At 49.0% G+C, this 25968-nt stretch carries 22 protein-coding genes and 1 riboswitch; of the genes, 8 read left to right on the top strand and 14 right to left on the bottom strand.

Annotation, left to right across the window (positions count from 1 at the left end; genetic code table 11):
• Window positions 1-30 precede the first annotated feature (30 nt).
• Window positions 31-339, top strand: coding sequence for a Grx4 family monothiol glutaredoxin (gene grxD / locus IPG31_06330; protein MBK6617988.1), 309 nt, complete (start codon window positions 31-33; stop codon window positions 337-339).
• Here grxD and IPG31_06325 read toward each other — a convergent pair.
• The 10 genes from IPG31_06325 to IPG31_06280 form a co-directional block, all read right to left on the bottom strand.
• The gene (locus IPG31_06325; protein MBK6617987.1) at window positions 332-751 is read right to left on the bottom strand and encodes a DedA family protein; all 420 of its coding nucleotides are present in this window, start codon (window positions 749-751) and stop codon (window positions 332-334) included. The two genes, grxD and IPG31_06325, sit on opposite strands and share 8 nt — an antisense overlap.
• A gap of 16 nt (window positions 752-767) precedes the next feature.
• Window positions 768-1790, bottom strand: coding sequence for a DUF21 domain-containing protein (locus tag IPG31_06320; protein MBK6617986.1), 1023 nt, complete (start codon window positions 1788-1790; stop codon window positions 768-770).
• Window positions 1791-1834: 44 nt separating this feature from the next.
• Window positions 1835-3466, bottom strand: coding sequence for a Na/Pi cotransporter family protein (locus IPG31_06315; GenBank protein ID MBK6617985.1), 1632 nt, complete (start codon window positions 3464-3466; stop codon window positions 1835-1837).
• A complete protein-coding gene (locus IPG31_06310; GenBank protein MBK6617984.1) occupies window positions 3463-5337 on the bottom strand; it encodes an ABC transporter ATP-binding protein in 1875 nt (624 codons plus the stop codon). Before IPG31_06310 ends, IPG31_06315 begins: the two co-directional genes overlap by 4 nt.
• Before the next feature lie 47 nt (window positions 5338-5384).
• Window positions 5385-6593, bottom strand: a complete 1209-nt coding sequence (locus IPG31_06305; protein ID MBK6617983.1) for a TraB/GumN family protein — start codon at window positions 6591-6593, stop codon at window positions 5385-5387.
• Window positions 6594-6667: 74 nt separating this feature from the next.
• Window positions 6668-8047 (bottom strand): L-serine ammonia-lyase, encoded by a 1380-nt coding sequence (locus IPG31_06300; protein ID MBK6617982.1) that lies wholly within the window; start codon window positions 8045-8047, stop codon window positions 6668-6670.
• A 639-nt stretch (window positions 8048-8686) separates the two neighbouring features.
• Window positions 8687-10162 carry an exodeoxyribonuclease I gene (sbcB, locus tag IPG31_06295; GenBank protein MBK6617981.1) on the bottom strand — a complete coding sequence of 492 codons (1476 nt, stop codon included), beginning with the start codon at window positions 10160-10162 and terminating at the stop codon, window positions 8687-8689.
• Between the two features lies 1 nt (window position 10163).
• On the bottom strand, window positions 10164-11009 hold the full coding sequence (gene metF, locus IPG31_06290; protein MBK6617980.1) for a methylenetetrahydrofolate reductase [NAD(P)H]: 846 nt from the start codon (window positions 11007-11009) through the stop codon (window positions 10164-10166).
• A gap of 66 nt (window positions 11010-11075) precedes the next feature.
• Window positions 11076-12512: an adenosylhomocysteinase gene (locus IPG31_06285; protein MBK6617979.1), complete on the bottom strand. Its 1437-nt coding sequence runs from the start codon at window positions 12510-12512 to the stop codon at window positions 11076-11078.
• 16 nt (window positions 12513-12528) lie between these two features.
• Window positions 12529-12607, bottom strand: a riboswitch (S-adenosyl-L-homocysteine riboswitch).
• A gap of 26 nt (window positions 12608-12633) precedes the next feature.
• Entirely contained in the window at window positions 12634-13797 is a 1164-nt protein-coding gene (locus tag IPG31_06280; protein ID MBK6617978.1) for a methionine adenosyltransferase, read from the bottom strand.
• 380 nt (window positions 13798-14177) lie between these two features.
• Here IPG31_06280 and IPG31_06275 point away from each other — a divergent pair, with 380 nt between their 5' ends.
• Window positions 14178-14348: a hypothetical protein gene (locus IPG31_06275; protein ID MBK6617977.1), complete on the top strand. Its 171-nt coding sequence runs from the start codon at window positions 14178-14180 to the stop codon at window positions 14346-14348.
• A gap of 83 nt (window positions 14349-14431) precedes the next feature.
• On the opposite strand, the gene metG is transcribed toward IPG31_06275, so the two are convergent.
• A complete protein-coding gene (gene metG, locus IPG31_06270; protein MBK6617976.1) occupies window positions 14432-16561 on the bottom strand; it encodes a methionine--tRNA ligase in 2130 nt (709 codons plus the stop codon).
• 131 nt (window positions 16562-16692) lie between these two features.
• On the opposite strand from metG, the gene apbC reads away from it, so the two are divergent.
• Genes apbC through gatA form a run of 4 tightly spaced genes read left to right on the top strand, consistent with a single transcriptional unit; the run spans window position 16693 to window position 20197 of the window.
• Complete coding sequence (gene apbC / locus IPG31_06265) at window positions 16693-17784, top strand: iron-sulfur cluster carrier protein ApbC (GenBank protein MBK6617975.1); 1092 nt, start codon at window positions 16693-16695, stop codon at window positions 17782-17784.
• A 9-nt stretch (window positions 17785-17793) separates the two neighbouring features.
• Window positions 17794-18360, top strand: coding sequence for a dCTP deaminase (locus IPG31_06260; GenBank protein ID MBK6617974.1), 567 nt, complete (start codon window positions 17794-17796; stop codon window positions 18358-18360).
• Between the two features lie 42 nt (window positions 18361-18402).
• Window positions 18403-18690, top strand: a complete 288-nt coding sequence (gene gatC, locus IPG31_06255; protein ID MBK6617973.1) for an Asp-tRNA(Asn)/Glu-tRNA(Gln) amidotransferase subunit GatC — start codon at window positions 18403-18405, stop codon at window positions 18688-18690.
• A gap of 55 nt (window positions 18691-18745) precedes the next feature.
• The gene (gatA, locus tag IPG31_06250; protein MBK6617972.1) at window positions 18746-20197 is read left to right on the top strand and encodes an Asp-tRNA(Asn)/Glu-tRNA(Gln) amidotransferase subunit GatA; all 1452 of its coding nucleotides are present in this window, start codon (window positions 18746-18748) and stop codon (window positions 20195-20197) included.
• A 37-nt stretch (window positions 20198-20234) separates the two neighbouring features.
• Here the strand turns inward: gatA and IPG31_06245 are convergent, their stop codons facing one another.
• The gene (locus IPG31_06245) at window positions 20235-21338 is read right to left on the bottom strand and encodes an alkene reductase (protein MBK6617971.1); all 1104 of its coding nucleotides are present in this window, start codon (window positions 21336-21338) and stop codon (window positions 20235-20237) included.
• 156 nt (window positions 21339-21494) lie between these two features.
• On the opposite strand from IPG31_06245, the gene gatB reads away from it, so the two are divergent.
• Window positions 21495-22931 (top strand): Asp-tRNA(Asn)/Glu-tRNA(Gln) amidotransferase subunit GatB, encoded by a 1437-nt coding sequence (gene gatB / locus IPG31_06240; GenBank protein ID MBK6617970.1) that lies wholly within the window; start codon window positions 21495-21497, stop codon window positions 22929-22931.
• A 142-nt stretch (window positions 22932-23073) separates the two neighbouring features.
• Here the strand turns inward: gatB and IPG31_06235 are convergent, their stop codons facing one another.
• On the bottom strand, window positions 23074-23574 hold the full coding sequence (locus IPG31_06235) for a dihydrofolate reductase (protein MBK6617969.1): 501 nt from the start codon (window positions 23572-23574) through the stop codon (window positions 23074-23076).
• Window positions 23571-24365 carry a thymidylate synthase gene (locus IPG31_06230; protein ID MBK6617968.1) on the bottom strand — a complete coding sequence of 265 codons (795 nt, stop codon included), beginning with the start codon at window positions 24363-24365 and terminating at the stop codon, window positions 23571-23573. Before IPG31_06230 ends, IPG31_06235 begins: the two co-directional genes overlap by 4 nt.
• Before the next feature lie 86 nt (window positions 24366-24451).
• Between IPG31_06230 and IPG31_06225 the strand changes: the two genes are divergently transcribed.
• The gene (locus tag IPG31_06225) at window positions 24452-25945 is read left to right on the top strand and encodes a leucyl aminopeptidase family protein (GenBank protein ID MBK6617967.1); all 1494 of its coding nucleotides are present in this window, start codon (window positions 24452-24454) and stop codon (window positions 25943-25945) included.
• The last annotated feature ends 23 nt before the right edge of the window (window positions 25946-25968 follow it).

Raw genomic sequence — 25968 nt, 5'->3', positions numbered from 1 at the left:
ATATTAAATAATAGTTGAGGAGTGATTAACATGGATGTAATTGATTCGATAGAACAACAGATAGCCGCCCATCCTGTGGTACTGTTTATGAAAGGAACGCCGGATCAGCCGCAATGCGGTTTTTCTGCCAATGCAGTGCGGATACTCAAAGCCTGTGGAGTGGAGGATATTCATGCGGTAGATGTGCTTGCTGATGCTGGTATTCGTCAGGGTATCAAGGAATTCTCAAGCTGGCCTACTATTCCGCAGCTGTATGTCAAAGGTGAGTTTGTGGGTGGATCGGACATTATGTCTGAAATGTTTCAGAATGGAGAATTGCAGAAACTGCTGGCTAATTGATCGCCATGGCAATCAACCAGTAGCGTGCAAATTTTCCAGCAGCAATAAATAATAAGGCCGGAAACCAGTGAATACGCAACCATCCGGCAGCCACGCATAATATATCGCCGATCAGTGGCGCCCACGAAAGCAATAAAATCGGGGCGCCATGACGGCGAGTCCATTCCAGGCCGTGCATGTAACGGCCTATTTTTTGGGATAAGGCTTGCTCATCCGGCAATAGACGACCAATCAGATAGGAGCTCATTCCGCCCAGCGTATTGCCCAGTGTCGCAATACTCAACGCTGGCCAGAGTAATTCCGGATAGGTGAGTAATACCCCAACCAGCACTGCTTCCGAACCTCCTGGTAATAAAGTTGCGGCAAGAAAACTACTAATAAAAAGGCCGAGCAGGCTGATATCTTCGGTCATGGTGAAGGGTTTTCATTCATGGTTTCTGACGGGCAATGCGACGCAACAGACGACCCAGTAGATCAGAGCCGGTAATAATACGGTGTTTATTCTGATGCCAGACTAATATCAGATCCTTATCAATAACGTCATCTTCCGGATGTTCTGGCTGCACTGTCAAATGAGTGAGCGCTTGTCCCAGTGGCAGCAGTGGATCGCGCACGACCAATGGTCGATGGCAGAAATGTATTGGGTTAAACGTGATTTGACCGAAAAGTGCCGCGCGCAGCAGGGCAGGTGCGTTTGCTACCAGGCGAGGCTCGTTTTCCGTATCAATGAGTACGATCCATTTTTTACCGCAGGCGGCGATCTGCTTGAGGAAAGGATCGCTGGTGTTTCTGCCAATCTCGGGGAAAACTGGCTGACCGACCTGAAATGGCAAACAAAAAATGCTTTTAGGGTCGAGCCACTCCCCTTCCTGATTAACGGGTAGATCATCAAGCGTCAGGAAATTGACGGCGCCGGTAGCCTCGACATGACTGATTTCGGTCGTTCTGTCACGGCCATGCTGTTCCAGTATTTGCTGCAGTTCCTGTTCACCCAGCCAGGGAATGCCTTCCGGGCCAATCCATGCATCCAGCAGCTTGCCGGATGGCCATGCAACCGGCCATAGCAAAAACTGATATAAACGCAATACTGGCGCGAGCCTGACGGCCATCATCAGTGCGTGACGTGAAAAATAAGCCTGGGGAAAGATTTCACCGGCAAAGGTGATGACAACAGCAGAAAACATGAATGCACTGACACCAGCCAGGATGGAGTCTGCCAGTAAAGTCAATAATACATTGATGGCGACATTGCCCCACAGGATAGTGGTCAGGGTGAAATTAGCGTTCTGCCGCAAGCCAAGCACGCGCTTGATGCCGATATCGTTATTGTTCCTGGCGGTAATTTCCAGATCCAGACGATTCAGGCTAAAAATCGCCAGGTTGAGCCCGGAGAAAATGGCCGATTGTGTCAAGCAAAACACAATAGCCAGCCAGATGAAGAAATCACTCATGGGTCGATATACTATTTACAGAGGGGTTTTCTGGTAATTTTGTGCTACTCATCCAGCGAGGTTTGTGGCAAAACTTCCACAATTTCTGCCTCCGTGTCATGCGCATTTTCTTCTGCCAGATAATAGCAAAGACGCGAGCTGTGATACGTCACCCTTTCCAGCCAGCGTACTGCGTCAAGCGCATCGAGCGCATCGGAAGGGCCGCGTCGCCCGATGGCCGTCTCATGCAGAATTCCCAAACGGCTGTCACGACGCATATCCGCCAGTGCCTGCGCCTGTGCGCTTATTTTGCGCAACCAGTCTGCTGGTGCGCGATCGAGCAGGCCCTGATGAATCAGTTCAAGCGCTTGTTGACATTGTGTTAATTCAGGCTGTAACAGGGGTTGAAAAAGCATGCCGCGTTCACCGGGCGATAAATCCAGACGCTTAAATAAACGGATGAGATGGTCAATCGCATGCAGTTGGTGAACACGCGCATGTGACAGGGTTTCATTTTCATCCACGGGCGGAATTTTGCTGAAAAAACGCTGGGCGATATCCAGGGCCTGCCGGATGTCGTTACGTTCGCGCTCATTGATACGGGCAACACTGCTGCCCAGCATATCCAGCAGCAGTTTGTTGATTGACAGTGTGATTTCGATCAGTGTGCGGCGTGTGGATTCTAGTGCCACTGCCGGTGCCTGAAGCAGGGTATCGCCAAGGTGGCGGGTTAGTCTCGGCTCTTGCTCAGGCAAAATACGTTCGATCCAATGGGAAAATGTGCGGTTGAACGGCAGAAAGATAACCACGCCGAGCAGAATGAACAAAGTATGAAAAGCCGCCAGGCTGATGGCTCCCGGTGCGAGCGCAATCGTTTGCTGCAAAAAAATAATGAAAGCAAGTAGCCATGGCAGACACAACAGGGCGATGATGCCGGTTGCCAGGTTGAAGGTGATATGCGCCAGCGCAGTGCGTTGGGCGGAGATATTGCTGCCGATGGCGGCGAGCGCGCCAGTGATGGTGGTGCCGATTGCCGCACCAATAACCAGTAGCGTCGCCTGGTCGAAATTGATGGCGTGAGTATGCAGGGCGGTAAGTATTGTGGCGGCAGCCGCGCTGGAAGATTGCATGACTATCGTCATCAACGTACCGATCGCTACGATAATCAGATACCCCGTTACTCCACTGGAAGGCAAAATCGATAAATCAAATGCTTCGGCCAAAATATGCATGCCATTTTGCAGCGTATCGATTCCTATGAAAATCAGTCCAAAACCTGCCAAAGAGAGACCTAGCGCACGTCCTGTGCCTTGGGAAAGTAATCGCAACAGCGCACCAATACCAACCAGGGGTAGGGCGTAAAACCCCAGGCTGATTTTCAAGCCCAGCACTGAAATCATCCAGCCAGTTCCGGTTGTGCCGAGGCTCGCGCCGATGACCACGCCAATGGTCTGTGGGAAAGTAAGCAACCCGGCGCTGACAAAACCGATCAGAGTGACGATGGTTGCACTGGAAGACTGCACCAGCAGCGTTACCAGCGCCCCGGAAGCAAATGCCTTATAAGGTGTGCCAGTGAAGCGTCTCAACGCACGGCTCAATGCTTTTTCTGCCATGGATTTGAGACCGTCGGTGAGCAATATCATCCCCATCAGAAACAGGCCAATTCCACCAAAAAGCTGGAAAAACATGGTGGTCATCCATTGTTCCTGTGCTGTCCTGCAGAATCAATGTGACCGAGAAATCCACCAGATTGACGATTCCAGAGTCTGGCATACAGCCCGTCATGCGAGAGCAATTCTGAATGGCTGCCTTGTTCGATGATCTGGCCTTTGTCCATGATGATGAGCCTGTCCATCGCCGCGATGGTGGATAGACGGTGCGCGATGGCAATGACGGTTTTGTTCTGCATGAGTTCATGCAGACTTTGCTGGATGCTGGCTTCTATATCCGAATCCAGCGCGGAAGTGGCTTCATCCAGAATCAGAATGGGTGCGTTCTTCAGCAGCACACGAGCGATCGCAATACGCTGGCGTTGCCCGCCAGAGAGATTGACGCCACGTTCCCCGACCATGGCGTCATAGCCTCGGCGTCCCTTACTGTCAACCAGTGATTGAATAAATTCATGGGCATGCGCATGTTGTGCGGCAGCAATCATCTCCACCTCACTGGCGTCTGGCCTGCCAAACAGGATATTCTCACGAATCGATCGGTGCAGCAGCGACGTATCCTGCGTCACAATCGCGATATTGGCGCGCAGACTGTCTTGCGTGACGATATGGATATCCTGTTGATCGATACTGATGCTGCCTTGCTGAATATCATAAAAACGTAACAGCAGATTAATCAGGGTTGATTTTCCGGCACCTGATGGGCCAACAATACCGACCTTCTCACCTGCCTTGATATGAAGCGATAGCCCATTAAAAATCTGGTGTTCTTCACCGGTCATGGATTGATGGTAGGTGAACCCTACCTGATTGAAGTCGATTGCACCGCTGGCGACGTTCAGTGATGAAGCATGGGGTTGATCGACGACAGCATGGGGCTTGGCCAGCATGTTCATGCCATCCTGTACGATGCCGATATTTTCAAACAAGTCCCCGATTTCCCACATAATCCAGTGCGACATACCGGTCAGGCGGATGGCAAGACTCAGTGCAATGGCGATAGCGCCAGTGCTGATGCTGTTATCCATCCATAAATATATGCCCAGTGTGCCAATCGAAAATAGGGACAGCATGTTATTGAGCCAGACACAGGTGGTCAGCCAGGTAACCAGCCGCATCTGTGGGTGTACCGTATCGAGAAACTGCTGCATGGTATGGCGTGCGTGGTCGGATTCACGCCGCGTATGCGAAAAAAGCTTGAGGGTTAGAATATTGGCGTAGCTGTCGACGATGCGCCCGGTCATGCTGGAACGTGTGTCCGCCTGGAGTTTGGAGATATGGCGCAGCTTGGGAATGAAATAATAAAGGATATAGCTGTAGACGATCAGCCAGATGATCAGGGGCAGACACAGGCGTAAATCGGCGTTGGCGATCAATAGCAGGGCAGTGGTCAGATAAACCGACACAAACAGCATGACATCAAGGGTTTTGATAACGGATTCACGCACTGCCAGCGAAGTTTGCATGACCTTGGTGGCGACGCGGCCACTGAACTCGTTCTGAAAGAAATGGTAACTCTGATCAAGTAAATAGCGATGCGCCTGCCAGCGCACGATCATGGGGAAGTTGCCCATCAATGTCTGATGCAAAAACAGTGAATGAAAAAATACCAGTACTGGCATCAATACCAGAATGAACAACGATAGCCCCAGCAGGGAAGTAGCTTCTTCCTGCAGAAAAAATTGAGGCTGCTTGACAGCCAGCCAGTCAACAATGGTGCCTAATACCCCAAACAGCATGGCCTCACCAACCGCAAGGCAGAAGGTGAAGAAAGCCAGCAGCAACAGAAATCGCTCGATTCCCCTTGTGTAATGACGGCAAAACTGAAGCAGCGTACTCGGGGGTTCAGTCGGCTGCTCAGGTGGAAAAGGGTTGATCAGATTTTCGAAGTAGCGAAGCATAAAACGGCTGATTTTGATTTCTGCTGCTGCGAATGAGACAAGGAGATTCAGCTGCCACTGAGTCGGTCAAAAATGCGAAATCCTGCTACATAGGTGCCGATGGCTGAGCCAAAAGATGCCAGGAGGAAAACCAGCAGGGTGCGCGTCACCTGATTTTTCCACCAGCCACTCAGCCGGATGGTGTCGTGCCTCAACCGCATGAAATCGCTGACTTTGGGTTTTCGCAAATACACCTCTGCTGCTGCGGCAACCATGCCAGCGCCTACCATGGGATTCAGTGAAGTCAGAGGGGCGGCCAGGAAGGCCGTAATAATCGTTAATGGGTGTGCTAAGGCGATGAGCGCACCCAGTGCGGATAATCCCCCATTAATCAGTACCCAGTCGATTACCATTGCCAGCCCAATTTCCGGGCTACGCTGAAACCCGAGAAAAAAACCGGTCAGGATCAACGCGACAATTACCCATGGCACATACTGCATCCAGCGGCTGCGTTGTGGAACCACATCAAGCTCCTTGATAACCTCATTGGGTGATCGCGGATCAGGCGAGCGCAACAGCTTGCCAATCCCCTGCATGTGTCCGGCGCCGATAATGGCCAGCGTATGCTGATGCTGGCTTTGTGTTATTTCCTGTAACAGGCGCGCAGACATGTACTGGTCGCGTTCGGCAATCAGTGGCTGATATAAATCCTGTTGATTTTCTGCAAGCTGTGAGAAAGTACTCTCCAGCACGTCCCCTTCCTTGAGCCGTTCTATTTCTTCAGCACTGGGCGTTTCGCGACTGATAATACTGGCGAGTAATCCACCGAAAAGCCCAAATCGTTGCCACCACGGGAAATTATGATAAATCCGTTTCAATGTAATGCCAATCTCGCGGTCAATCAGTATCACTGGCAAGTTAGCAGCTTGCGCATCCCGGATTGCGGTACGCATTTCCGCGCCAGGCTCAATACCCATGCTCTCCGCCATGCGTTGCTGGAAAGCACCGAGCGCGAGGCTGGCTGCTACCATGTAAGCCTGCCCTTGCCGAATAACCTGAAACAGATCCATTTTGGCCAGTTGATCGGGTTCAATGATCGCCTTGTAACGACTCGGGCATAATTCGACCGCTATTGCGTCAAATGCCTGAGTGGCAATTAATTCTTTTACTTTATCCGCGCTGGCTTGTGAGACATGCGCTGTTCCCAGAATAGTGATTTTTCGGTGATTGTCCAGCTCGATGATTTCAAGTGGTTCGGTAGATTCTTTTGCTAGCATGAATGAATTGTAATGTGAATAAAATGAGAGTATCAGAAAGGGAGGAGAGAACGGCTGTTACAAAAAACTATGGATTAGCATTCAGTGATGCTGACAGCCAGTCCCCCAAGCGAGGTTTCTTTATATTTATGTGACATCTCCAGACCAGTCTGCTTCATGGCGGCGATGCAGCTGTCCAGCGGCATAAAATGTTGTCCGGATCCTCGTCGGGCGAGAGAAGCAGCGGTATGTGCCTTGATGGCGCCAAAACCGTTGCGTTCAATGCAGGGTACCTGTACTAGCCCTCCGACCGGATCACAGGTCATGCCCAGATGATGTTCAAGCGCAATCTCAGCAGCATTTTCAACTTGTTCAGTAGTGCCACCTTGCGCAGCACATAATCCGGCCGCTGCCATGGCTGCAGCTGAACCAACTTCGCCCTGGCAACCGACTTCTGCTCCCGAGATAGAACTGCGATGTTTGATCAATCCACCAATTGCGGCAGCTGTGAGTAAGAAATCTTGAATTTGCTGATGTGTGCCCTGTTCGTGCTGCAGCAGATAATACAGAACTGCAGGAATGACCCCCGCAGCGCCATTGGTGGGCGCAGTCACGACCATATGACCGGCTGCATTCTCTTCGTTAACCGCCATGGCATAGGCACACAGCCAATCGTTAAGTGTGGCTTTTTCGGGGTAAGTCTGCAATTGTGCAAACAGATCATGCGCACGTCGCCGGATATTGAGCCCCCCGGGTAATCGGCCTTGAGTAGCCAGTCCACGCTCGATGCAGTCACGCATTGCCTGCCAGAGATTGTTCAATCCGTCATCGAGTGCTGTCGCCGTCATGGTGGTTAATTCGTTGGCACGTTTCATTTCGGCAATGGATAGGCCGCTTTGCTGAGACATTTCAAGCATGCTGCGCGCAGAATCGAATGGCCATGGACAAATTCGATTTGATTCCATCTTGAGGGGGGCGTGCAGATGATCGATTTCTGCAAGCGTACAGATAAACCCCCCTCCAATCGAAAAATAGATTCTGGAGAGAATGGTGTTCCCGTGCTCATCGGACAAGGTGAAAATCATTCCGTTAGGGTGCTGGGGTAAGGGATCACTTTTGTCAAAGACGATGTCGTCATCTGGCTGAAAGGTGACTCGTTTATCAATATCGAGTACAAGCGTATCTTTTGTCCAGAGAGAGGTTGTCAATGCATGAACATCCTGCTTTACCAGCAATGCAGGGTTGTATCCATGCAGGCCAAGCGTCACTGCGCGATCGGTCGCGTGTCCCTTGCCGGTAAATGCCAGAGAACCCTTTAACGTACAATGAACGTGATAGTGACCGTGGTTAATGTCTTGCAAAGCATATTGCTTGATTTCGTCACGAAAAGTATTCGCTGCAGCCATAGGCCCCATCGTGTGGGAGCTGGACGGACCAATACCAATTTTGAATAAATCAAGCGTGCTGATAAACATAAAAGAAGAAGGGGAAAATCCCTATATAAATTAGAGTTCACTGAAAGAAAACACCCGGTGGGTATACTACGCTATAAATTTTATTGGTCAATATGGTCATTGAATCCCAACAGTGTTTGTTGTACACGTTTCGGCATCAACCCAGTGGAATAAACAAACGCCCCAATACCGTATAAATGTCGGGTATTTTACACTCGTCCACATAAAAAGCCGGAGGGGGCTGGATTAGCGAAGCATAATCCGGTATTAACGGACCTGGTAAATTGGGGTGAATATAACTAATTTCATCATTTTCATAATGTTGGTGGTATGTATATTGGGGTTAGCAGGCTTGCCACCAACGAAAATGGCGGGTCACCAGTCGAATTGGAAAGCCTGCTAAGTGTCAATGAATCATATTGTGATTAACAATGCAGGAGAAGGAAAATGAGTCGCTTATAAGGAATATGTTCTAAACCAAATTCGATTCAAGTGAGGGGATGGGTAATGGGAGCGGGAAGTTATACCGCGATTATCGGAAAAGAGGGATTGAGCTATGTTGCACTAAGAACGGAGGCTCCCTATGCCGATTAAACTGTTGCATGGAATCCTGGTAAGACTTAACGGCTTTTCCGTGTCATCTTGATCGTGCTATAGAATTTAATTATTCGTCAGTCTGGTGTTTACTCCAGTTTCTCGGGCGAGTGCTGCACCCCAGGCTTCCAAATCATCAAGTATCCTTGCATTGATGGAGGATAGCTCCTGCGGTGATTGCTGGCGTAGTTGCACCAGTTGCAGCTGATAACTGGAGAGCGTATGGCGGGTCATCCTTTCTTGCTCGCTCAGCTGTTGTTGACAATAGGCCTGCCAGCGAATTTTCTCCTCATGTGATAGGGTTTGTGGCCAGTAGCGGGCGCGATAGCGAAATAATAGTTCCGGATAGCGGTCATCCTGAAATTTGTTGGTGTAACCGGCAAGTTCGTTGGGAGGAGCTGCCCGCACACCGGATAGCAGGGCACGGTCTCCATCGCAGATGAATGCCTCGTATAGAGCAAGCTCGACATCGCGGGTAACCTCAAATGTGTGGTTGGTATAGGCTTGCAATACACGCAGCATAAAATCCTGTTCGCCAGACAATATCTGCGCATGCTGCAGGCATTGATCGATATCCAGTTTGATGCGACCGGAAGTTTGTTTGTCGAGAATATTTCGTGGTGCCAATGCCGGACATTTGTTGAGCCTGATGGCTTTTACCGGCAAGCGTGATACTTCAGGCGGCAAATTCGTATTCGATGTGAACAGACGTTCTGCCAATGTGGCTGCATCCAGCATCAGAAATTTGGAAGGATCGTGACGCAGATCGTACACTAGGATGCTGTTTGCATTGCCAGATTCGGGCAGCATTGGCATGACCAGGGTAGTGCAACCGGTTTCGGCTGGGTACATTCGTGAGGTATGTACCAGCGGCGTGTGCTTTTTCAGATCGATCAACCTGGCCGCTTTCCGTTTGTCGCGCAGTTCAAGCAGCCAATCGTACAAGCGCGGCTGTTGTGCCCTGATCAACCTTGCAAGAGCAATGGTTGCACGCACGTCGGAAAGCGCATCGTGCGCGCTGTCATGAATAAGTCCATTGGCTTTAGCCAAATCTTCCAACCGGAAACTGGGTTTGCCATTTTCATGACATGGCCAGTTGATTCCTTCTGGGCGAAGGGCATAAGCCATGCGTACCAGATCGATCAGATCCCAGCGTGAATTGCCCTGCTGCCATTCGCGTGCGTAAGGGTCATAAAAGTTGCGATAGAGCGCGTAGCGGGTGACTTCATCATCGAAGCGGAGCGTGTTGTAACCAAGCGCGCAGGTTCCCGGCTGCGCCAGTTGTTTATGAATACGCGCGATAAATTCAGGTTCGATTAACCCTTCTGCTTCAGCAAGCTGGGGGGTGATGCCTGTCAGCAGACAGGCTTCTGGCTGTGGCAGACGATCATGAGGCGGCCTGCAATAAATGACGAGCGGGTCGTCTATTTCATTGAGTGCTCTATCCGTGCGGATACCCGCAAACTGGGCTGGACGATCCCAGGCGGGATCTGTACCGAAGGTCTCATAATCGTGCCAGTAAAACGTAAATTCGGGCTGCAATTTATAACGACAGGCGCTGCCAGAGTTTGGTTGGCAGCACGGCAGAATTGAGGGTATAGAAATGCAGTCCGGGTGCCCCGGCCTCTAGCAGACGATTGCATAATGCCGTCACAACATCCAGCCCGAATGCCTGGATGGAAGCAGTATCATCGGTAAATCCTTCCATCTTACGGCGAATCCAGCGCGGAATTTCTGCGCCACAGCCATCGGCAAAGCGTGTCAGCTGAGAGAAATTACCAATCGGCATGATGCCCGGCACAATGGGAATATCAAGGTGGGCTGATTCGCACATATCAATAAAGTGAAAGTAGGCATCAGCATTATAAAAAAACTGTGTGATAGCGGCATTCGCCCCCGCTTCTACCTTACGTTTGAAATTAGTAAAATCTTCCTGAGCCGAGCGCGCATTGGGGTGATACTCGGGGTACGCAGCGACTTCGATTTGAAATACGTCAGTAAACTCTTTTCGAATAAACGCCACCAGCTCGTTGGCGTAACGAAATTCACCGGCTTGCGCCATACCCGAGGGCAGATCACCGCGCAATGCGACTAGATGGGTTACACCATGTGCGCGATAGGTTTCGAGAATGGTACGGATATTCTCACGTGTCGAGCCAATACAGGATAGATGTGGAGCAACGGGGTGCCCTTCCGCCTGTATTTCCAGCACCGTAGCCAGGGTACGGTCACGTGTGGAACCACCCGCACCGAAGGTAACCGAAAAGAATTTCGGGCCAAATTGTGCAAGCTGTGTCCGCGTAGCTCGAAGTTTCTGCTGTCCTTCTTCTGTTTGAGGTGGAAAGAATTCGAAACTGAATGTGGGTGGGAATTTTTTTTGGGACAGCATAAGATGCCTTTGTAAGCGGATGCCAGCGCCGGGGTTGCGCGCTGGCTGGTATCACAGATGAAAATATCAGTAACGATAAGTTTCCGGTTTATAAGGGCCGCTCTTGTCCAAATTCAGATAGGTTGCCTGTTCGTCGGTGAGTTCCGTCAAATTGACGCCTAGTTTTTCCAGATGCAAACGCGCTACCTTTTCATCCAGATGTTTAGGCAGCACATAGACTTTCTGCTGATAGTTTTTCCCTCTGGTCCAGAGCTCAATTTGTGCGAGCACCTGATTGGTGAACGAACTCGACATGACAAATGAAGGATGACCCGTTGCACAACCCAGATTCACCAGCCGTCCTTGTGCCAGGACAATGATGCGCCGTCCCGAGGGGAAGATGACATGGTCAACCTGCGGTTTAATATTTTCCCACGTATATTTCTGGATTGAAGCAATGTCGATTTCTGAATCAAAGTGCCCAATATTGCAAATAATGGCCTGGTTTTTCATCTTGATCATGTGATCGTGAGCGATGACACGCAAATTGCCGGTTGCCGTCACAAAAATATCTGCTTTATCACAGGCATCATTCATGGTAACTACGCGAAAGCCTTCCATTGCAGCCTGCAGGGCGCAGATTGGATCAATCTCCGTAACCCATACCGTCGCACCCAGGCCACGCAATGATTGCGCACAACCTTTGCCGACATCACCATAGCCGCAAACGATCGCAATTTTTCCGGCAATCATCACATCGGTCGCACGTTTGATGCCATCTACCAGGGACTCACGACAGCCATAAAGATTGTCAAACTTGGATTTGGTTACAGAATCATTGACATTGATCGCAGGAAACGGCAATTCACCTTTTTTCTCCATCTCGTACAGACGATGCACACCCGTGGTGGTTTCTTCAGTCACACCTTGAATATTGGCGAGATTACGTGAATACCAGCCAGCTTGACTCGCCAATCGTTTTTTGATGGAAGCAAATAACACTTGTTCTTCTTCATTGGCAGGATGGGCAATAACAGATGGATCTTTTTCAGCCCTGCTGCCCAGGATAAGCAGTAAGGTTGCATCTCCACCATCATCCAGAATCATATTGGCAGTTTGCGAACTATTATTTGACCATTCAAAAATTTGATGTGCGTAATCCCAGTAGTCTTCCAGCGATTCACCCTTGTAGGCGAAGACCGGAATATTTCGTGCAGCGATAGCCGCAGCGGCGTGATCCTGCGTAGAAAAGATATTGCACGAAGCCCAGCGAACTTCCGCACCCAGTTCGATCAGCGTTTCGATCAATACCGCTGTTTGTATCGTCATGTGCAGCGAACCGGCAATTCGCGCTCCAGCCAATGGCTTCTGACCGGCATATTGTTCGCGCAACGCCATTAGACCTGGCATTTCAGTCTCTGCAATGGCAATTTCTTTTCTACCCCACTCCGCCAGCGACATATCGGCAACTTTATAATCGGCAAACGGGTTATTAGCAGATTTCGGGTTGATTACTGCACTCATTTCACATCTCCATCATGATAAAAGAGCGCCGTTGTTGCTTGAATATCCTGTGCGAGCCTCACGTTAATAGCACGCTGCAGCGCTCCTCGGCACAGGATAAAAACGGGTAATCTGTCAGATATTACATGCTTGTGTCGGCCTGCAATTGTTTGGCAAGTTGAGTTTTTTCCCAGGTAAATTCAGGTTCTTCCCGGCCAAAATGACCGTAAGCCGCTGTTTTTCCGTAGATTGGACGTAACAGATCCAGTTCGTGAATAATGGCGCGCGGACGCAGGTCAAAATGACGGCTCACCAGCTCCGCCAGTTTTTCATCGCTAATTTTACCGGTACCAAAAGTTTGTACCATGAGCGATACTGGCCTGGCTACACCGATGGCATAAGCCACCTGAATTTCACATCTTTTTGCCAGCCCGGCGGCGACAATATTTTTGGCGACATAACGACCAGCGTAAGTAGCGGAACGATCGACCTTGGAAGGATCTTTTCCGGAAAATGCGCCACCACCATGATGCGCAGTACCGCCATAGGTATCAACAATAATCTTGCGCCCGGTCAAGCCGCAGTCTCCCATTGGACCACCAACGACAAACCTGCCGGTCGGATTGACCAGATATTGAATATGGTCGCTAAGCATTGTTGCTGGCAGCACGGGTTTGATAATCTCTTCGATCACGCCTTCCCTGAGATCGGCATAAGTGACGTCGGGATCATGCTGGGTAGAGATAACAACTGTTTCAATGTGTTGCGGCACGCCATCTCGATAACGTACCGATACCTGGGATTTGGCATCCGGTCGCAGCCAGGGGAGCGTACCATTTTTCCGCATCTTTGCTTGTTGCTCAACGAGGCGATGCGCGTAAAAAATCGGCATGGGCATCAACTGCGGTGTTTCGTCACAGGCGTAACCAAACATCAGTCCCTGGTCTCCTGCTCCCTGCTCCATTTCTTCTTCCTTGCTGCGATCCACACCCTGAGCAATATCGGGAGACTGTTTATTAAATGCAGTCAATACTGCGCAGGTTGTAGCATCAAATCCAATTTCTGAGCTGGTATAGCCGATATTGCGTACGACCTCCCTGGGAATGACATTGTAATCAATGGTTGCATGGGTCGTGATTTCACCGGATAGAACAATCAGCCCGGTACTACACATGGTTTCACACGCAACCCGAGCGTGAGGATCCTGCGCCAGAATGGCATCAAGTACGGCATCTGATATCTGGTCAGCTACTTTGTCTGGATGGCCTTCAGACACAGACTCGGAAGTAAAGAGAAAATCACTCATATTTATTTTATTCAAACCTTACATAATGTTGGTTAATGAATTCAGGTGCTTGTTGGATAGGTGTCTTTAAGAATAACAGCGAAACATAATACACAAAATAATGCGCAAGTAAATTCCGAAGAAAAATGCTTGCTACCCGATCTTATTTTTAACTAATGGGAATATCCTGAAAAAACGGGGCAGAGTTTAAGAGCGGGATTCTGAATAGAATGCACATCTTGCCATTGTTATTTCTGATATTTTCTTGGTTTGTTGCCATTCCACGGTTTGACGTAAATGTATACTTCTCTTCATTGTTAGCTGAACCATTAATATTTTATGTTGTATACTAAAAAAGCCTAACCAAGGTTATGGTAAATCTAACAAAGGAGCTTAACGTGATGAAATTATCAATATTTGCCGCCACTTTAGTAGCATTGACATTGACCGCCTGTGGAGGACAATCAAACATGGGTGATCCAGAAGCAAGTAACAAAGATTGTGAATTTGGCATAGATGGTAACGGAAACTGTCTGAAAGAAGGACAAGACCCAACGAAACTTCTTCACTAGTTTTTGTGGTAATCAGCAAGGTAGAGGATCACCCTTTGAGCGGCTCGGGTGGTTTTCTGCTTTCTGACTGCAGTTGAGATCGTTTACTTAACCTGCATTCCCGGCTTCGCCCCCTCGTCTGGCGCGAGCAGATATAGACCGTCCTCACCATTGCCATTACTCGCTGCAAGCACCATTCCCTCCGATAAGCCAAATTTCATCTGGCGCGGAGCTAAATTAGCCACTACCACCGTCAATCTGCCCTCCAGTTGTTCGGGCATATAAGCCGATTTGATGCCGGCAAATACGGTGCGTTGCTCCATACCAATGTCCAGCGTCAATTTCACCAGTTTTTTCGCACCTTGCACCTGCTCGGCGCGAATGATACGAGCAATGCGTAAATCTATCTTGCTGAAATCTTCAATAGAAATGGTTTCAGCAATGGGGCTGCAGGTATTTTGCCGTTGTTCCTCATGCTGCTGTGCTTCCGCATGCCGAACCCGGGAGTGTTTATCCGTGTCGGACTGTTCTGCTTGCCGGTTAGCTGTTACTAAAGCCTCGATTTGCTTGGAATCGATTCGTGTCATCAGGTGTTGATAGGGATTGATCTTATGGTTGGCGGGCAACAGCATGGCGGATAAGGCGGTTGCTTCATTTTGCGCTGCCCAGTTGCGTGTTGAAGCATTGAGAAAGTGTTCGATTTTTTCCGTCATTGCTGGTAGAACCGGTTTCAGATAGCCCGAGAGTAGATAAAACATCTGGATTCCCAGGCTGCAGGCGCGATGCAGCTCATCCCCGCGTGTGCCATCCCTGGCAATTTCCCACGGTGCAAGTTTATGAATTAATTCGTTGACTTCATCAGCATATTTCATGATCAAGCGCATGGCTGCGGCAAAATCACGTGCTTCAAATGCCGCTTCGATGAGGGGGGGCTGCCAGTGACCGAAGTGCTGATCAACCATGGCTTGCATGTGTCGGTAATCCTCTCCGGATACCAGCATACCATTAAACTGCTTGTGAATGAAACCGGCGCAGCGACTTGCAATATTGATAAATTTCCCGATCAGATCCGCATTGACGCGTGCGACAAAATCCTCCAGATTAAGGTCGATGTCTTCCATGGAGCCATTAAGCTTGGCCGCATAATAATAACGCAGCCATTCGGGATTCAGATTCAGCTGCAAATAGCTTTCCGCAGTAATAAAAGTACCGCGCGATTTACTCATTTTTTCACCATTGACGGTGAGAAATCCATGGGCAAAAATCTGCGTTGGGGTGCGATAGTCGGCATTCTTCAGCATCGCCGGCCAGAATAAGGCATGAAAATACAGAATATCCTTGCCGATGAAGTGATAGAGCTCGGTAGTCGACTCTTCTCGCCAGTACTCGTCAAAATCCAGTCCCTGCTGTTGGCAAAGATTTTTGAAACTGCCCATGTAACCTACCGGCGCATCCAGCCAGACATAAAAATACTTACCGGTCTCACCTGGAATCTCAAAGCCAAAATAGGGCGCATCACGTGAAATATCCCAGTCCGAGAGTTTATTTTCTCCGACTTCTCCCAGCCATTCGTGCATTTTGTTGGCGGCTTCCGGTTGCAAATGATCCGCCTCGCGTGTCCATTGCCGCAGAAAATCAACACAGCGGTTATCAGATAAATTGAAAAAGTAATGTTGGGAGGCTTTTTTAACCGGCGTGGCGCCTGAGATGGCGGAATACGGGTTTTTTAGTTCTGTAGGCATGTAAACTGCGCCGCATGCTTCGCAGGAATCACCGTATTGATCGGCAGCGCTACATTTTGGACATTCTCCCTTGACATAGCGATCTGGCAGGAAAAGATTCTTGACCGGATCGAATAGCTGATCAATGGCGCGCACGCTGATCAAACCCGCAGCTTTTAGTCGTTGATAGATTGTTTCAGCATATTCACGCGTCTCTGGGGAGTGCGTGCTGTAATAATTATCGAAGTGGACATAAAAACCAGTAAAATCGCGCAAATGTTCACCATGTACGCGAGTAATCAGGGTTTCGGGAAGTAGACCTTCTTTCTCGGCACGCAGCATGATAGGTGTGCCATGGGTATCATCTGCGCATACATAATGTACCTGGTGTCCGCGCAATTTCTGGAAACGCACCCAGATATCCGTCTGGATATATTCAACCAGATGGCCAAGATGAATACTGCCATTTGCGTAGGGTAACGCAGAAGTTACGAGAATTTTACGTCTGGTCATAGCAGGCCGGTTTGGTTAGAATCATCAGTCAGAAGAGTTATCATGCGGTGATTGTAACAAACAACTGAATACAACGCCGCCGCCCGATATTTGCTAGCATCTGCCATTTGTTATATTTAGGAAAATCTGACTTGACTATTACGCATTCACAAATTGAAACTACGCTCAAAGCAGTTGTTGATCCCGTCACTAACGAAGATTACGTTACCAGCAAGGCGGTTCGCGACATTCAAATCGAACAGAATGATGATGTTGCCGTTACGATTGAGCTTGGTTATCCGGCCAGAAGTGTACTGGAAACGACAAGACAGCAAATTAAACAGGTTTTGCAGACCATTCCAGGTATTGGCGCGATAACCGTCAGAATTGACTGCAATATCGACGCACATGGTGCGCAACGCAATCTGAAACTGCTTCCTGGTGTCAAGAATATTATTGCGGTTGCCTCTGGCAAGGGAGGGGTCGGCAAATCTGCAACTGCAGTCAATCTTGCGCTGGCACTCGCTGCTGAAGGCGCTACGGTTGGTCTGCTGGATGCAGATATTTACGGGCCATCCCAGCCGCAAATGCTGGGGGTTAGCGGTCGTCCCGATTCACCCGACGGCAAAACCATAGAGCCGATGCGGGCGCATGGTATCCAGATGATGTCGATCGGTCTTTTGATCGATGTAGAAACCCCAATGGTCTGGCGCGGCCCGATGGTTACGCAAGCACTGCAACAATTACTCAATGATACCCGCTGGCAGGATCTGGATTATCTGGTCATTGATCTGCCGCCCGGTACGGGTGATATCCAGCTTACGCTTGCGCAAAAAATACCGGTAACCGGCGCAGTCATTGTTACAACGCCTCAGGACATTGCGTTGCTCGACGCGCGCAAGGGGCTGAAGATGTTTGAGAAAGTCGGCATCCCGATTTTGGGGATCGTTGAAAACATGAGTCTGCATACCTGCTCACAATGTGGTCATACCGAACCGATATTTGGTACGGGGGGGGGTGAAAAAATGTGTCGTGACTACAACGTGGAATTACTCGGCAGCTTACCGCTCGATATCCGGATCCGCGAGCATACCGATTCTGGAAAGCCAAGCGTGGTCGCAGAACCGGATAGTCAGATTAGTGAAATCTATCGACTGATTGCGCGTCGGGTGGCTGCCAGAATTTCACAGCTTGCCAAGGATAATTCGGCAGTTTTTGCCGAAATCATCATGGAAGATAATTAAGTAATCGATATGACGATTAAATCTGATAAATGGATTCGAAAAATGGCTGGCGAATTTGGCATGATCGAGCCATTTGAACCCAACCAGATCAAGCAGAAAGATGGCCAAAGTATCGTCTCCTATGGCACGTCGAGTTATGGTTATGATATCCGCTGCTCAGACGAATTCAAGCTGTTCACTAATATTAATTCCACCATCGTTGATCCGAAATGTTTTGATTCTAATTCTTTTGTGGACGTCAAGGGTGATATCTGTATCATTCCACCCAATTCATTCGCTCTCGCGCGTACCGTCGAATATTTTCGCATCCCGCGTAATATTTTAACAATCTGTCTTGGTAAATCAACTTATGCGCGTTGCGGTATTATCGTTAACGTCACGCCGTTTGAGCCGGAATGGGAGGGTTACGTTACCCTGGAGTTTTCCAATACGACGCCTTTGCCGGCCAAAATTTATGCCAATGAAGGGGTTGCACAGGTTATTTTTTTTGAATCTGATGAGGTTTGTGAAACTTCTTACAAGGATCGCAGTGGTAAATATCAGTTTCAGCAGGGCGTTACTTTGCCGAAAATATGATTGGTATAACGGATTAATTATTGATAATAAATTCTGATAAAAATGACTCTTTCCATCGATGATATCAACCGTACCGCCAAGCTCGCGCAGATTGAAACCAGCGAGCAGGAAGCGCAGCAGACGCTGAAGCAGTTATCCGCTATTTTTGATCTGATCGCGCAGATGCAGCAGGTTGATACGACCGGCGTTGCTCCAATGAGTCATGCGCAGGATATGGTACAACGCTTGCGGGAGGATCAGGTCACAGAAACTGATCAGCGTCAGTTATTTCAGTCCATCGCCCCCCAGGTTGAAGCAGAACTTTATCTGGTGCCTAAAGTGATTGAATAGTGTTTGAGTTCCTGAGTTTATTTCCTACCCTATCCTGACTTATTGATTGATCACCATGCTTAATGCCAGTCTCAAGCAATTATCTGCGTTACTTGCCGCACAAAAAATCTCCAGCACCGAGTTGACTCAGATTTTCCTGGATCGTACTAACGCCCTTAATCCACAGCTTAATGCGTTTATTACGCTGGACGAGGAAAAAAGCCTGATTCGGGCAAAGCAGGCAGATGAAATGATTGCTTCTGGGCGAAATACGCCACTCACTGGGATACCGATCGCGCAAAAGGATATTTTTTGTGCTCAGGGCTGGTTGACCACCTGTGGTTCGAAAATGTTGTCCAACTTTGTGTCTCCCTATGATGCGACTGTTGTCGCTCGCCTTAATCAGGCGGGTATGGTTAATCTGGGAAAAACCAATATGGATGAATTTGCGATGGGCTCCAGCAACGAGACTTCGTTTTACGGGCCGGTCAGGAATCCCTGGGATATCGCTGCCGTTCCCGGTGGCAGTTCTGGAGGTTCTGCCAGTGCCGTTGCAGCGAGAATGGCGCCAGCAGCCACTGGTACGGATACCGGAGGTTCTATTCGTCAACCAGCCGCATTATGTGGTATCAGCGGCATCAAGCCTACATATGGATTGGTGTCGCGTTACGGTATGATCGCTTTTGCATCCAGTCTTGATCAGGGTGGCCCGATGGCAAAATCAGCGGAAGATCTGGCGCTGCTGTTGAATGCTATGGTGGGATTTGACGAGCGTGATTCGACCAGTTTGCAGCGTAAAACTGAGGATTACACTGGTGCGCTGGCAGAGCCTGTCAATAATTTACGTGTTGGATTGCCCCGTGAATTTTTTAGTCATGGCCTGACAGCCGATGTTGCCCGTGCTATCGAAACCGCTTTTGCGGAATATCGCAAACTGGGTGTGACGTTCGTAGATATTTCCCTGCCAAACAGTAATCTTGCTATACCGGTCTATTACGTTTTGGCGCCTGCCGAAGCTTCCAGCAACCTTTCTCGCTTTGATGGTGTGCGTTATGGTTATCGGGCGGCTGAATACCGTGATCTCGAGGACATGTACCGCAAAACCCGCACGCAGGGATTTGGCGCGGAAGTCAAGCGCCGTATTCTAATTGGTGCTTATGTGCTATCACATGGCTACTATGATGCCTATTATCTGCAGGCGCAAAAATTGCGTCGTTTGATTGCTAATGATTTTCAGGAGGCATTCAAGCAATGTGACCTGATCATGGGTCCGACTTCACCGGCTGTTGCTTTCGATATTGGTGAAAAAAATGACGATCCTATCCAGATGTACCTGTCAGATATCTACACCAGTGGCGTCAATCTGGCTGGATTGCCTGGTATGTCAATTCCTGTCGGGTTTGGCGAGAAGAATCGGCCAGTGGGACTGCATATCATTGGCAATTATTTTCAGGAATCCCGCATGCTGAATGTCGCACATGCTTATCAACAAGTAACTGATTGGCATCAGCGCGAGCCTGCTATTTAGTTCATTCTTCATAATAGACCGGTCTCGCTTCAACCACTTATTCCAGCGCAGGATAATCGGTGTAACCCTGCGCGCTGCCCCCGTAGAAGGTGGCGGGATCAGGCGAATTGAGCGCGGCGTTCTCACGTAGCCGCCGTGGCAGATCCGGGTTGGCGATGAACAAACTGCCAAACCCTATGGCAGTTGCCCGCCCACTGGCAACCGCATCGATCGCCATGGTCCGGTCATAGCCATTGTTGACGATCCACGCGCCAGAAAATGATCCACGCATGGCGACATAATCAAACGGTTGTGGATTGCGGTCGCCCCCCGTTTCACCCTCGATGACGTGAACATAGGCGATTCTCAATTCCGAAAGACGCGCCACCACCCGATTGAACAATATTTGAGGGTTGCTGTCGGCGATATCGCCAAACGAAGTCAATGGCGACAATCTCACACCAACGCGATCGGCATTTATTGCACCGGCCACGGCCTCGCATACCTCTGACAATAACCGGATACGATTTTCGATACTGCCACCATATGCGTCATTTCTCTGATTGGTTTGGTCGCGCAAGAACTGATCGAGCAAATAGCCGTTGGCCGCATGAATTTCAACCCCATCGAATCCGGCTTCTCTGGCATTGACCGCTGCCTGTCGATATGTCTTAACCAGATCCGGAATTTCACTCAATGCCAGCGCCCGTGGCGTAGAAACATCAACAAACCCTTCCGCAGTAAAAACCTTGGCATGAGCGCGAATCGCCGAGGGCGCAACCGGTGCCTTGCCATCCGGTTGCAATGAAGTATGGGAAATACGGCCTACATGCCACAGCTGCAGTACGATGCGCCCGCCCTTGGCATGAACAGCGGCAGTTACTCTTTTCCATCCCGCTATTTGCTCGGAGGAATAAATTCCCGGTGTGGCGATATACCCTTGTCCCTCGGGGCAGATCTGCGTGGCTTCGGCGATAATCAGACCGGCTGTTGCGCGCTGGGCGTAATATTGAGCGTTGAGATCAGTAGGTGTATTGCCCGCACCGGCACGGTTACGAGTCAACGGTGCCATCACCACGCGGTTGGGCAATTCTATTGCACCTACACGTATTGGCATAAACAATACTTCAATATTGCGGTTAACGATGTTTTGACCTTCCATGAATACGCTCCTTCGAATTATAAAAGATTGTTTTTAGCATTTTTTACGTTTGAAAATGGGATTGAAATACTGTACGCTCGCAGCGGCTGCACATTTCACATATTAGGCGCAGTCTAAGCTATTACTGATATTTGCTGGCAAAAGGATACAAATAACATGCAATGGGAAATCGTCATTGGCCTTGAAGTACATACACAACTTTCAACTCAGTCCAAGATTTTTTCAGGGGCTGCCATCGCATACGGTGCGCCACCTAATACCCAGGCCTGTGCGGTAGATCTGGCGCTGCCAGGCGTATTGCCAGTACTGAACCTGGGTGCGGTCGAGCGAGCAATACGCTTTGGACTCGCGATCAATGCCCGGATCAATTCCCCATCTATTTTTGCACGCAAAAATTATTTTTACCCGGATCTACCCAAAGGCTATCAGATCAGCCAGCTTGATGATCCTATCGTCGAAGGCGGGCATGTCAAGGTTTTGCTGGAAAATGGTGAGAAAACCATTCGTCTGACACGCGCGCATCTGGAAGAAGATGCCGGAAAATCCTTGCATGAGGATTTTCATGGCATGACCGGGATCGATCTGAATCGCGCGGGCACGCCATTACTGGAAATTGTCTCCGAACCAGATATGCGCAGCAGCGCTGAGGCCGTTGCTTATGCCAAATCTCTGCATTCCCTCGTGCGCTGGATCGGTATCTGTGATGGCAACATGCAGGAAGGCTCATTCCGTTGTGATGCCAACGTTTCGGTGCGTCCCATGGGTTCGGAGAAGCTCGGCACCCGTTGTGAGATCAAGAATCTCAACTCTTTCCGTTTTCTGGAGAAGGCAATTGATTACGAAGTTGCAAGGCAAATTGATATTCTGGAGGATGGTGGGCGCATCATTCAGGAAACTCGTTTGTATGATTCGACAAAGAATGAAACCCGCACTATGCGCAGCAAGGAAGATGCACACGATTACCGTTATTTTCCCGATCCGGATTTGCTGCCAGTAGTTATCCCTGACGAATGGATCAACCGTATCCGACAAGAATTGCCCGAATTGCCCGAGGCCCGGCGTGATCGTTACTGCCATGACTTTGGGCTATCCAGTTATGATGCGGCTGTATTGACAGGTAGTCGTGAAATTTCCGATTATTTCGAACGTGCCCTGGATTTATTGCCGAGTCAAGGCAAGCTGTGCGCCAACTGGGTGATGGGAGAAGTTAGCAAGCGACTCAATCAGGAAGGTATTGAGATCAGTGAATGTCCGGTCAGTAGTCAGCAATTGGCCGGGCTGTTAAGACGTGTGACTGATGGCACGCTCTCCGGCAAAATTGCTAAAACTGTTTTTGATGATTTATGGAAAAATAGTAACAGTACAGCTGACAATATTATTGCCGCCAAGGGGCTAAATCAAATATCGGATAATACATTGATCGAGAAAATGATCGATGATGCTCTGGTCGCGCATCCCCAACTGGTAACAGATTTTCGTGCTGGTAAGGAAAAAGCTTTCAATGCGCTGGTTGGTCAGATTATGAAACTCTCCAAAGGTCAGGCAAATCCTGCACAGGTCAATGCCGTTCTCAGAAATAAGCTTGAAAACTAATAATCTTGGTTATGATTTTTTGTGGTCATGTTGAAAGCCCACTCTAAAAAATAGGGGATGGTTAAAAAGCAGCGGCAGTTACGGATCGCGACTGGAAGGTAAATCAGTTAATACGTAATGATGTTGGTGAAACTCGCAGTACTCAGTAATTTCGTTCCAGCACAACGAAGTGAAACTCTGGCACGATACCTGAACTGTCGTGGTTGACTATACGGGAGAGCTCGCGCCATTCGTTGCCATTCAATACCGGAAAGAAGGTATCCCCCACGAATGGTTGTTGAATTTCAGTCAGATAGAGCCTCTGACATAACGGCAGGCTGTCTTGATAAATCTGTGCGCCGCCAATAATAAATATAGAGCGTGGGTCATTTGCAAACTGACCGAGTACATCATGAATTGATTGGGCTGTAACAATTCCGGGCAGTACCAGATTCTGCTGGCGGGTAAGCACAACATTGGTGCGCTCTGGCAAAGGTCGGCCAATTGATTCGAATGTGCGGCGCCCCATCACTACGATCTGTCCGAGGGTTAAAGCCTTAAAGTGTTTTAGATCGGCTGGCAAATGCCAGGGCAGGGTATTGTTGATGCCAATTACCCGGTTAGTTGCAACGGCAGCCAAAATGGCCAGATGAGGTGATGTCATACCGCAACCGGGGCTGGAATGGCGGGATGGGGATCATAATGGTGCAGCGTGAAATCATCATAGTTGAAAGCAAAGATATTGGTGATATCTGGATTAAGCGTCATGGTAGGCAGCGTCTTTGGTTCGCGACGAAGCTGTTCGTGTGCCTGATCGAGATGATTCAGGTATAGATGTGCATCGCCAAAGGTGTGAATGAATTCGCCAGGTTGCAGTCCGCAGCATTGTGCAACCATCATGGTGAGTAATGAGTAAGAAGCAATATTGAACGGCACGCCGAGAAATATGTCCGCGCTACGCTGATAAAGTTGGCAGGAGAGTCTGCCATCCGCCACATAAAACTGAAATATTACATGGCAGGGAGCCAGCCGCATTTTGTCCAGATCACCGACATTCCAAGCACAAACCAGTAGACGACGAGAATCTGAATTCTTTTTTATCTGGGTGATAACTTGTGAAATCTGATCGATTGATGTGCCATCGGAAGTAGTCCAGGATCTCCATTGACGACCATAAACCGGCCCCAGGTCACCGTGTTTATCTGCCCATTCATCCCAGATAGAGACGCCATTTTGTTTGAGATAGTGAATGTTGGTTTCGCCTCGCAGGAACCAAAGTAGTTCATGAATGATCGATCGTGCATGACACTTCTTGGTGGTAACCAGCGGAAACCCTGCTGCCAGATCAAAACGCATTTGATAACCAAAAACTGACAAAGTACCTGTGCCAGTTCGGTCTGTTTTTTTGCGGCCATTTACTAGTACATGGCGCATCAAGTTCTGATATTGAAGCATGAATAGTCCTGACTCTTAAGTGAGATGGCTATAATACAAGGTTTGTCGTATTCTACTTACCGGATATTCTGTCCACTGGAAAATGCATGCTAGCAACGCTGACACAACATAACAACCCCATTGACGATACTGTTAAACCCACACATTTGCTGGTTGTGCTGCCAAAATCGGACAAAATTCAGAAAAAATATCAGCTTCCTGGCGAATCAGTCCTGCATGATTTATTAACGCGCCGTAACAAATTACTGAGTAGTATCAGTGAGCAGCCGGTATCGGCCAATTTGGTGAATGGAGCATTATGTGCTTGGGTAATGATTGATCTGAATCAGTCTATCTTCGAGCAGCAAACCATCATGCGTTCTGCCTGGCAATTATTGCTGGGAGAAAACCCTGCCGAAGTCCATATCGCCGTTTATGGGTTGGCTTCTCAAAAGCGATCATTGGCGGAGTTGGCGGTATCAATTGGCTGGATCAATGGTGCGGGGCTGCCTGTTCGCAAGCGTCAACCTGGAAAAAAACCGCTTGAACATATGCATCTCTACGGGTTTGTAGATATGGACGCATTTTTTATTCAGCGGGCACAGGCAGAGGGAAATTTTTTGGCAAGGGGATTGACAGTATTGCCTCCCAATGAGCTGAGCCCTGGTGCGTATCGAGAGCAAATCAAGAAGCTTGCTGCCTGTGAGAGCTGGCAATATGAAGAATATACGTTTGATCAGTTGCGTGAGCTGGGTGCAGGGGCCTTTGTTGCGGTTGCGCAAGGCAGCCCTGTGCAGGATGCAGCTATTGTTCATTTACGCAGAAGAATCGGCAAGGAGCAATCTGATAAAACTATCGCGCTGGTTGGAAAGGGTATTTGTTTTGACACCGGTGGACATAATCTTAAGCCCGCTAAATATATGTATGGCATGCATGAGGATATGAATGGTTCCGCGGTGGCGCTGGGCGTGCTGCTGGCGGCAACGCGCTCGAATCTGCCAATTAATATCGATTGCTGGCTCGCCATTGCCCAAAACCATATTGGTCCGCAGGCATTCAAACAAAATGATGTGATTACCGCCTTGAATGGTACGACCATTGAAATTATGCACACCGATGCAGAAGGAAGGCTGGTTCTGGCGGATACGCTGGCACTGGCTGCAAAGGAGAAACCCGATTTAATTATTGACTACGCAACGCTGACTGGCAGCCTGATCACTGCTCTGGGATCGCGATACAGTGGTATTTTTACCAATCGTGATTACTTGGCTCAAAATGCGGTAATGGTTGGCCAAACCAGCGGCGAGCGGGTTTGCGTCTTTCCAGTCGACAAAGATTATGAAGTTGATCTTGAAAGTAAGATTGCTGACATCAAACAGTGCATGATTGAGGGTGATTATGATCATATTCTTGCGGCCTGTTTTTTACGACATTTTGTTGAGGATGTACCTTGGATACATCTGGATTTATCTGCTTGTAATCATAAGGGAGGGCTTGGTGCAGTCAGTACCGATGTGACTGGTTTTGGCGTTATCTGGTCACTGCATTTTCTTAGGGAAATACTGACCATTCTGGATAAGCAAACTGGCAGCACACTTTAGCAATTCCCATCAAAAAATTACCT

The organism is Nitrosomonas sp. (assembly GCA_016703745.1).
In the GTDB taxonomy this organism is placed as follows: domain Bacteria; phylum Pseudomonadota; class Gammaproteobacteria; order Burkholderiales; family Nitrosomonadaceae; genus Nitrosomonas.
This window is presented reverse-complemented; position numbering and strand designations above follow the sequence as displayed.

What these genes read in the sequence shown, in the direction of transcription:
- metF (MBK6617980.1), bottom strand. Translation starts at nt 11,009, where the DNA reads ATGCTGTCCCAAAAAAAATTCCCACCCACATTCAGTTTCGAATTCTTT.
- IPG31_06280 (MBK6617978.1), bottom strand. Translation starts at nt 13,797, where the DNA reads ATGAGTGATTTTCTCTTTACTTCCGAGTCTGTGTCTGAAGGCCATCCA.
- IPG31_06230 (MBK6617968.1), bottom strand. Translation starts at nt 24,365, where the DNA reads ATGCTTCAATATCAGAACTTGATGCGCCATGTACTAGTAAATGGCCGC.
- IPG31_06275 (MBK6617977.1), top strand. Translation starts at nt 14,178, where the DNA reads ATGAAATTATCAATATTTGCCGCCACTTTAGTAGCATTGACATTGACC.
- gatA (MBK6617972.1), top strand. Translation starts at nt 18,746, where the DNA reads ATGCTTAATGCCAGTCTCAAGCAATTATCTGCGTTACTTGCCGCACAA.
- IPG31_06235 (MBK6617969.1), bottom strand. Translation starts at nt 23,574, where the DNA reads ATGACATCACCTCATCTGGCCATTTTGGCTGCCGTTGCAACTAACCGG.
- IPG31_06300 (MBK6617982.1), bottom strand. Translation starts at nt 8,047, where the DNA reads ATGTTTATCAGCACGCTTGATTTATTCAAAATTGGTATTGGTCCGTCC.
- IPG31_06285 (MBK6617979.1), bottom strand. Translation starts at nt 12,512, where the DNA reads ATGAGTGCAGTAATCAACCCGAAATCTGCTAATAACCCGTTTGCCGAT.
- gatC (MBK6617973.1), top strand. Translation starts at nt 18,403, where the DNA reads ATGACTCTTTCCATCGATGATATCAACCGTACCGCCAAGCTCGCGCAG.
- IPG31_06245 (MBK6617971.1), bottom strand. Translation starts at nt 21,338, where the DNA reads ATGGAAGGTCAAAACATCGTTAACCGCAATATTGAAGTATTGTTTATG.
- IPG31_06305 (MBK6617983.1), bottom strand. Translation starts at nt 6,593, where the DNA reads ATGCTAGCAAAAGAATCTACCGAACCACTTGAAATCATCGAGCTGGAC.
- IPG31_06225 (MBK6617967.1), top strand. Translation starts at nt 24,452, where the DNA reads ATGCTAGCAACGCTGACACAACATAACAACCCCATTGACGATACTGTT.
- IPG31_06260 (MBK6617974.1), top strand. Translation starts at nt 17,794, where the DNA reads ATGACGATTAAATCTGATAAATGGATTCGAAAAATGGCTGGCGAATTT.
- grxD (MBK6617988.1), top strand. Translation starts at nt 31, where the DNA reads ATGGATGTAATTGATTCGATAGAACAACAGATAGCCGCCCATCCTGTG.
- metG (MBK6617976.1), bottom strand. Translation starts at nt 16,561, where the DNA reads ATGACCAGACGTAAAATTCTCGTAACTTCTGCGTTACCCTACGCAAAT.
- IPG31_06320 (MBK6617986.1), bottom strand. Translation starts at nt 1,790, where the DNA reads ATGAGTGATTTCTTCATCTGGCTGGCTATTGTGTTTTGCTTGACACAA.
- IPG31_06310 (MBK6617984.1), bottom strand. Translation starts at nt 5,337, where the DNA reads ATGCTTCGCTACTTCGAAAATCTGATCAACCCTTTTCCACCTGAGCAG.
- IPG31_06315 (MBK6617985.1), bottom strand. Translation starts at nt 3,466, where the DNA reads ATGACCACCATGTTTTTCCAGCTTTTTGGTGGAATTGGCCTGTTTCTG.
- gatB (MBK6617970.1), top strand. Translation starts at nt 21,495, where the DNA reads ATGCAATGGGAAATCGTCATTGGCCTTGAAGTACATACACAACTTTCA.
- IPG31_06325 (MBK6617987.1), bottom strand. Translation starts at nt 751, where the DNA reads ATGACCGAAGATATCAGCCTGCTCGGCCTTTTTATTAGTAGTTTTCTT.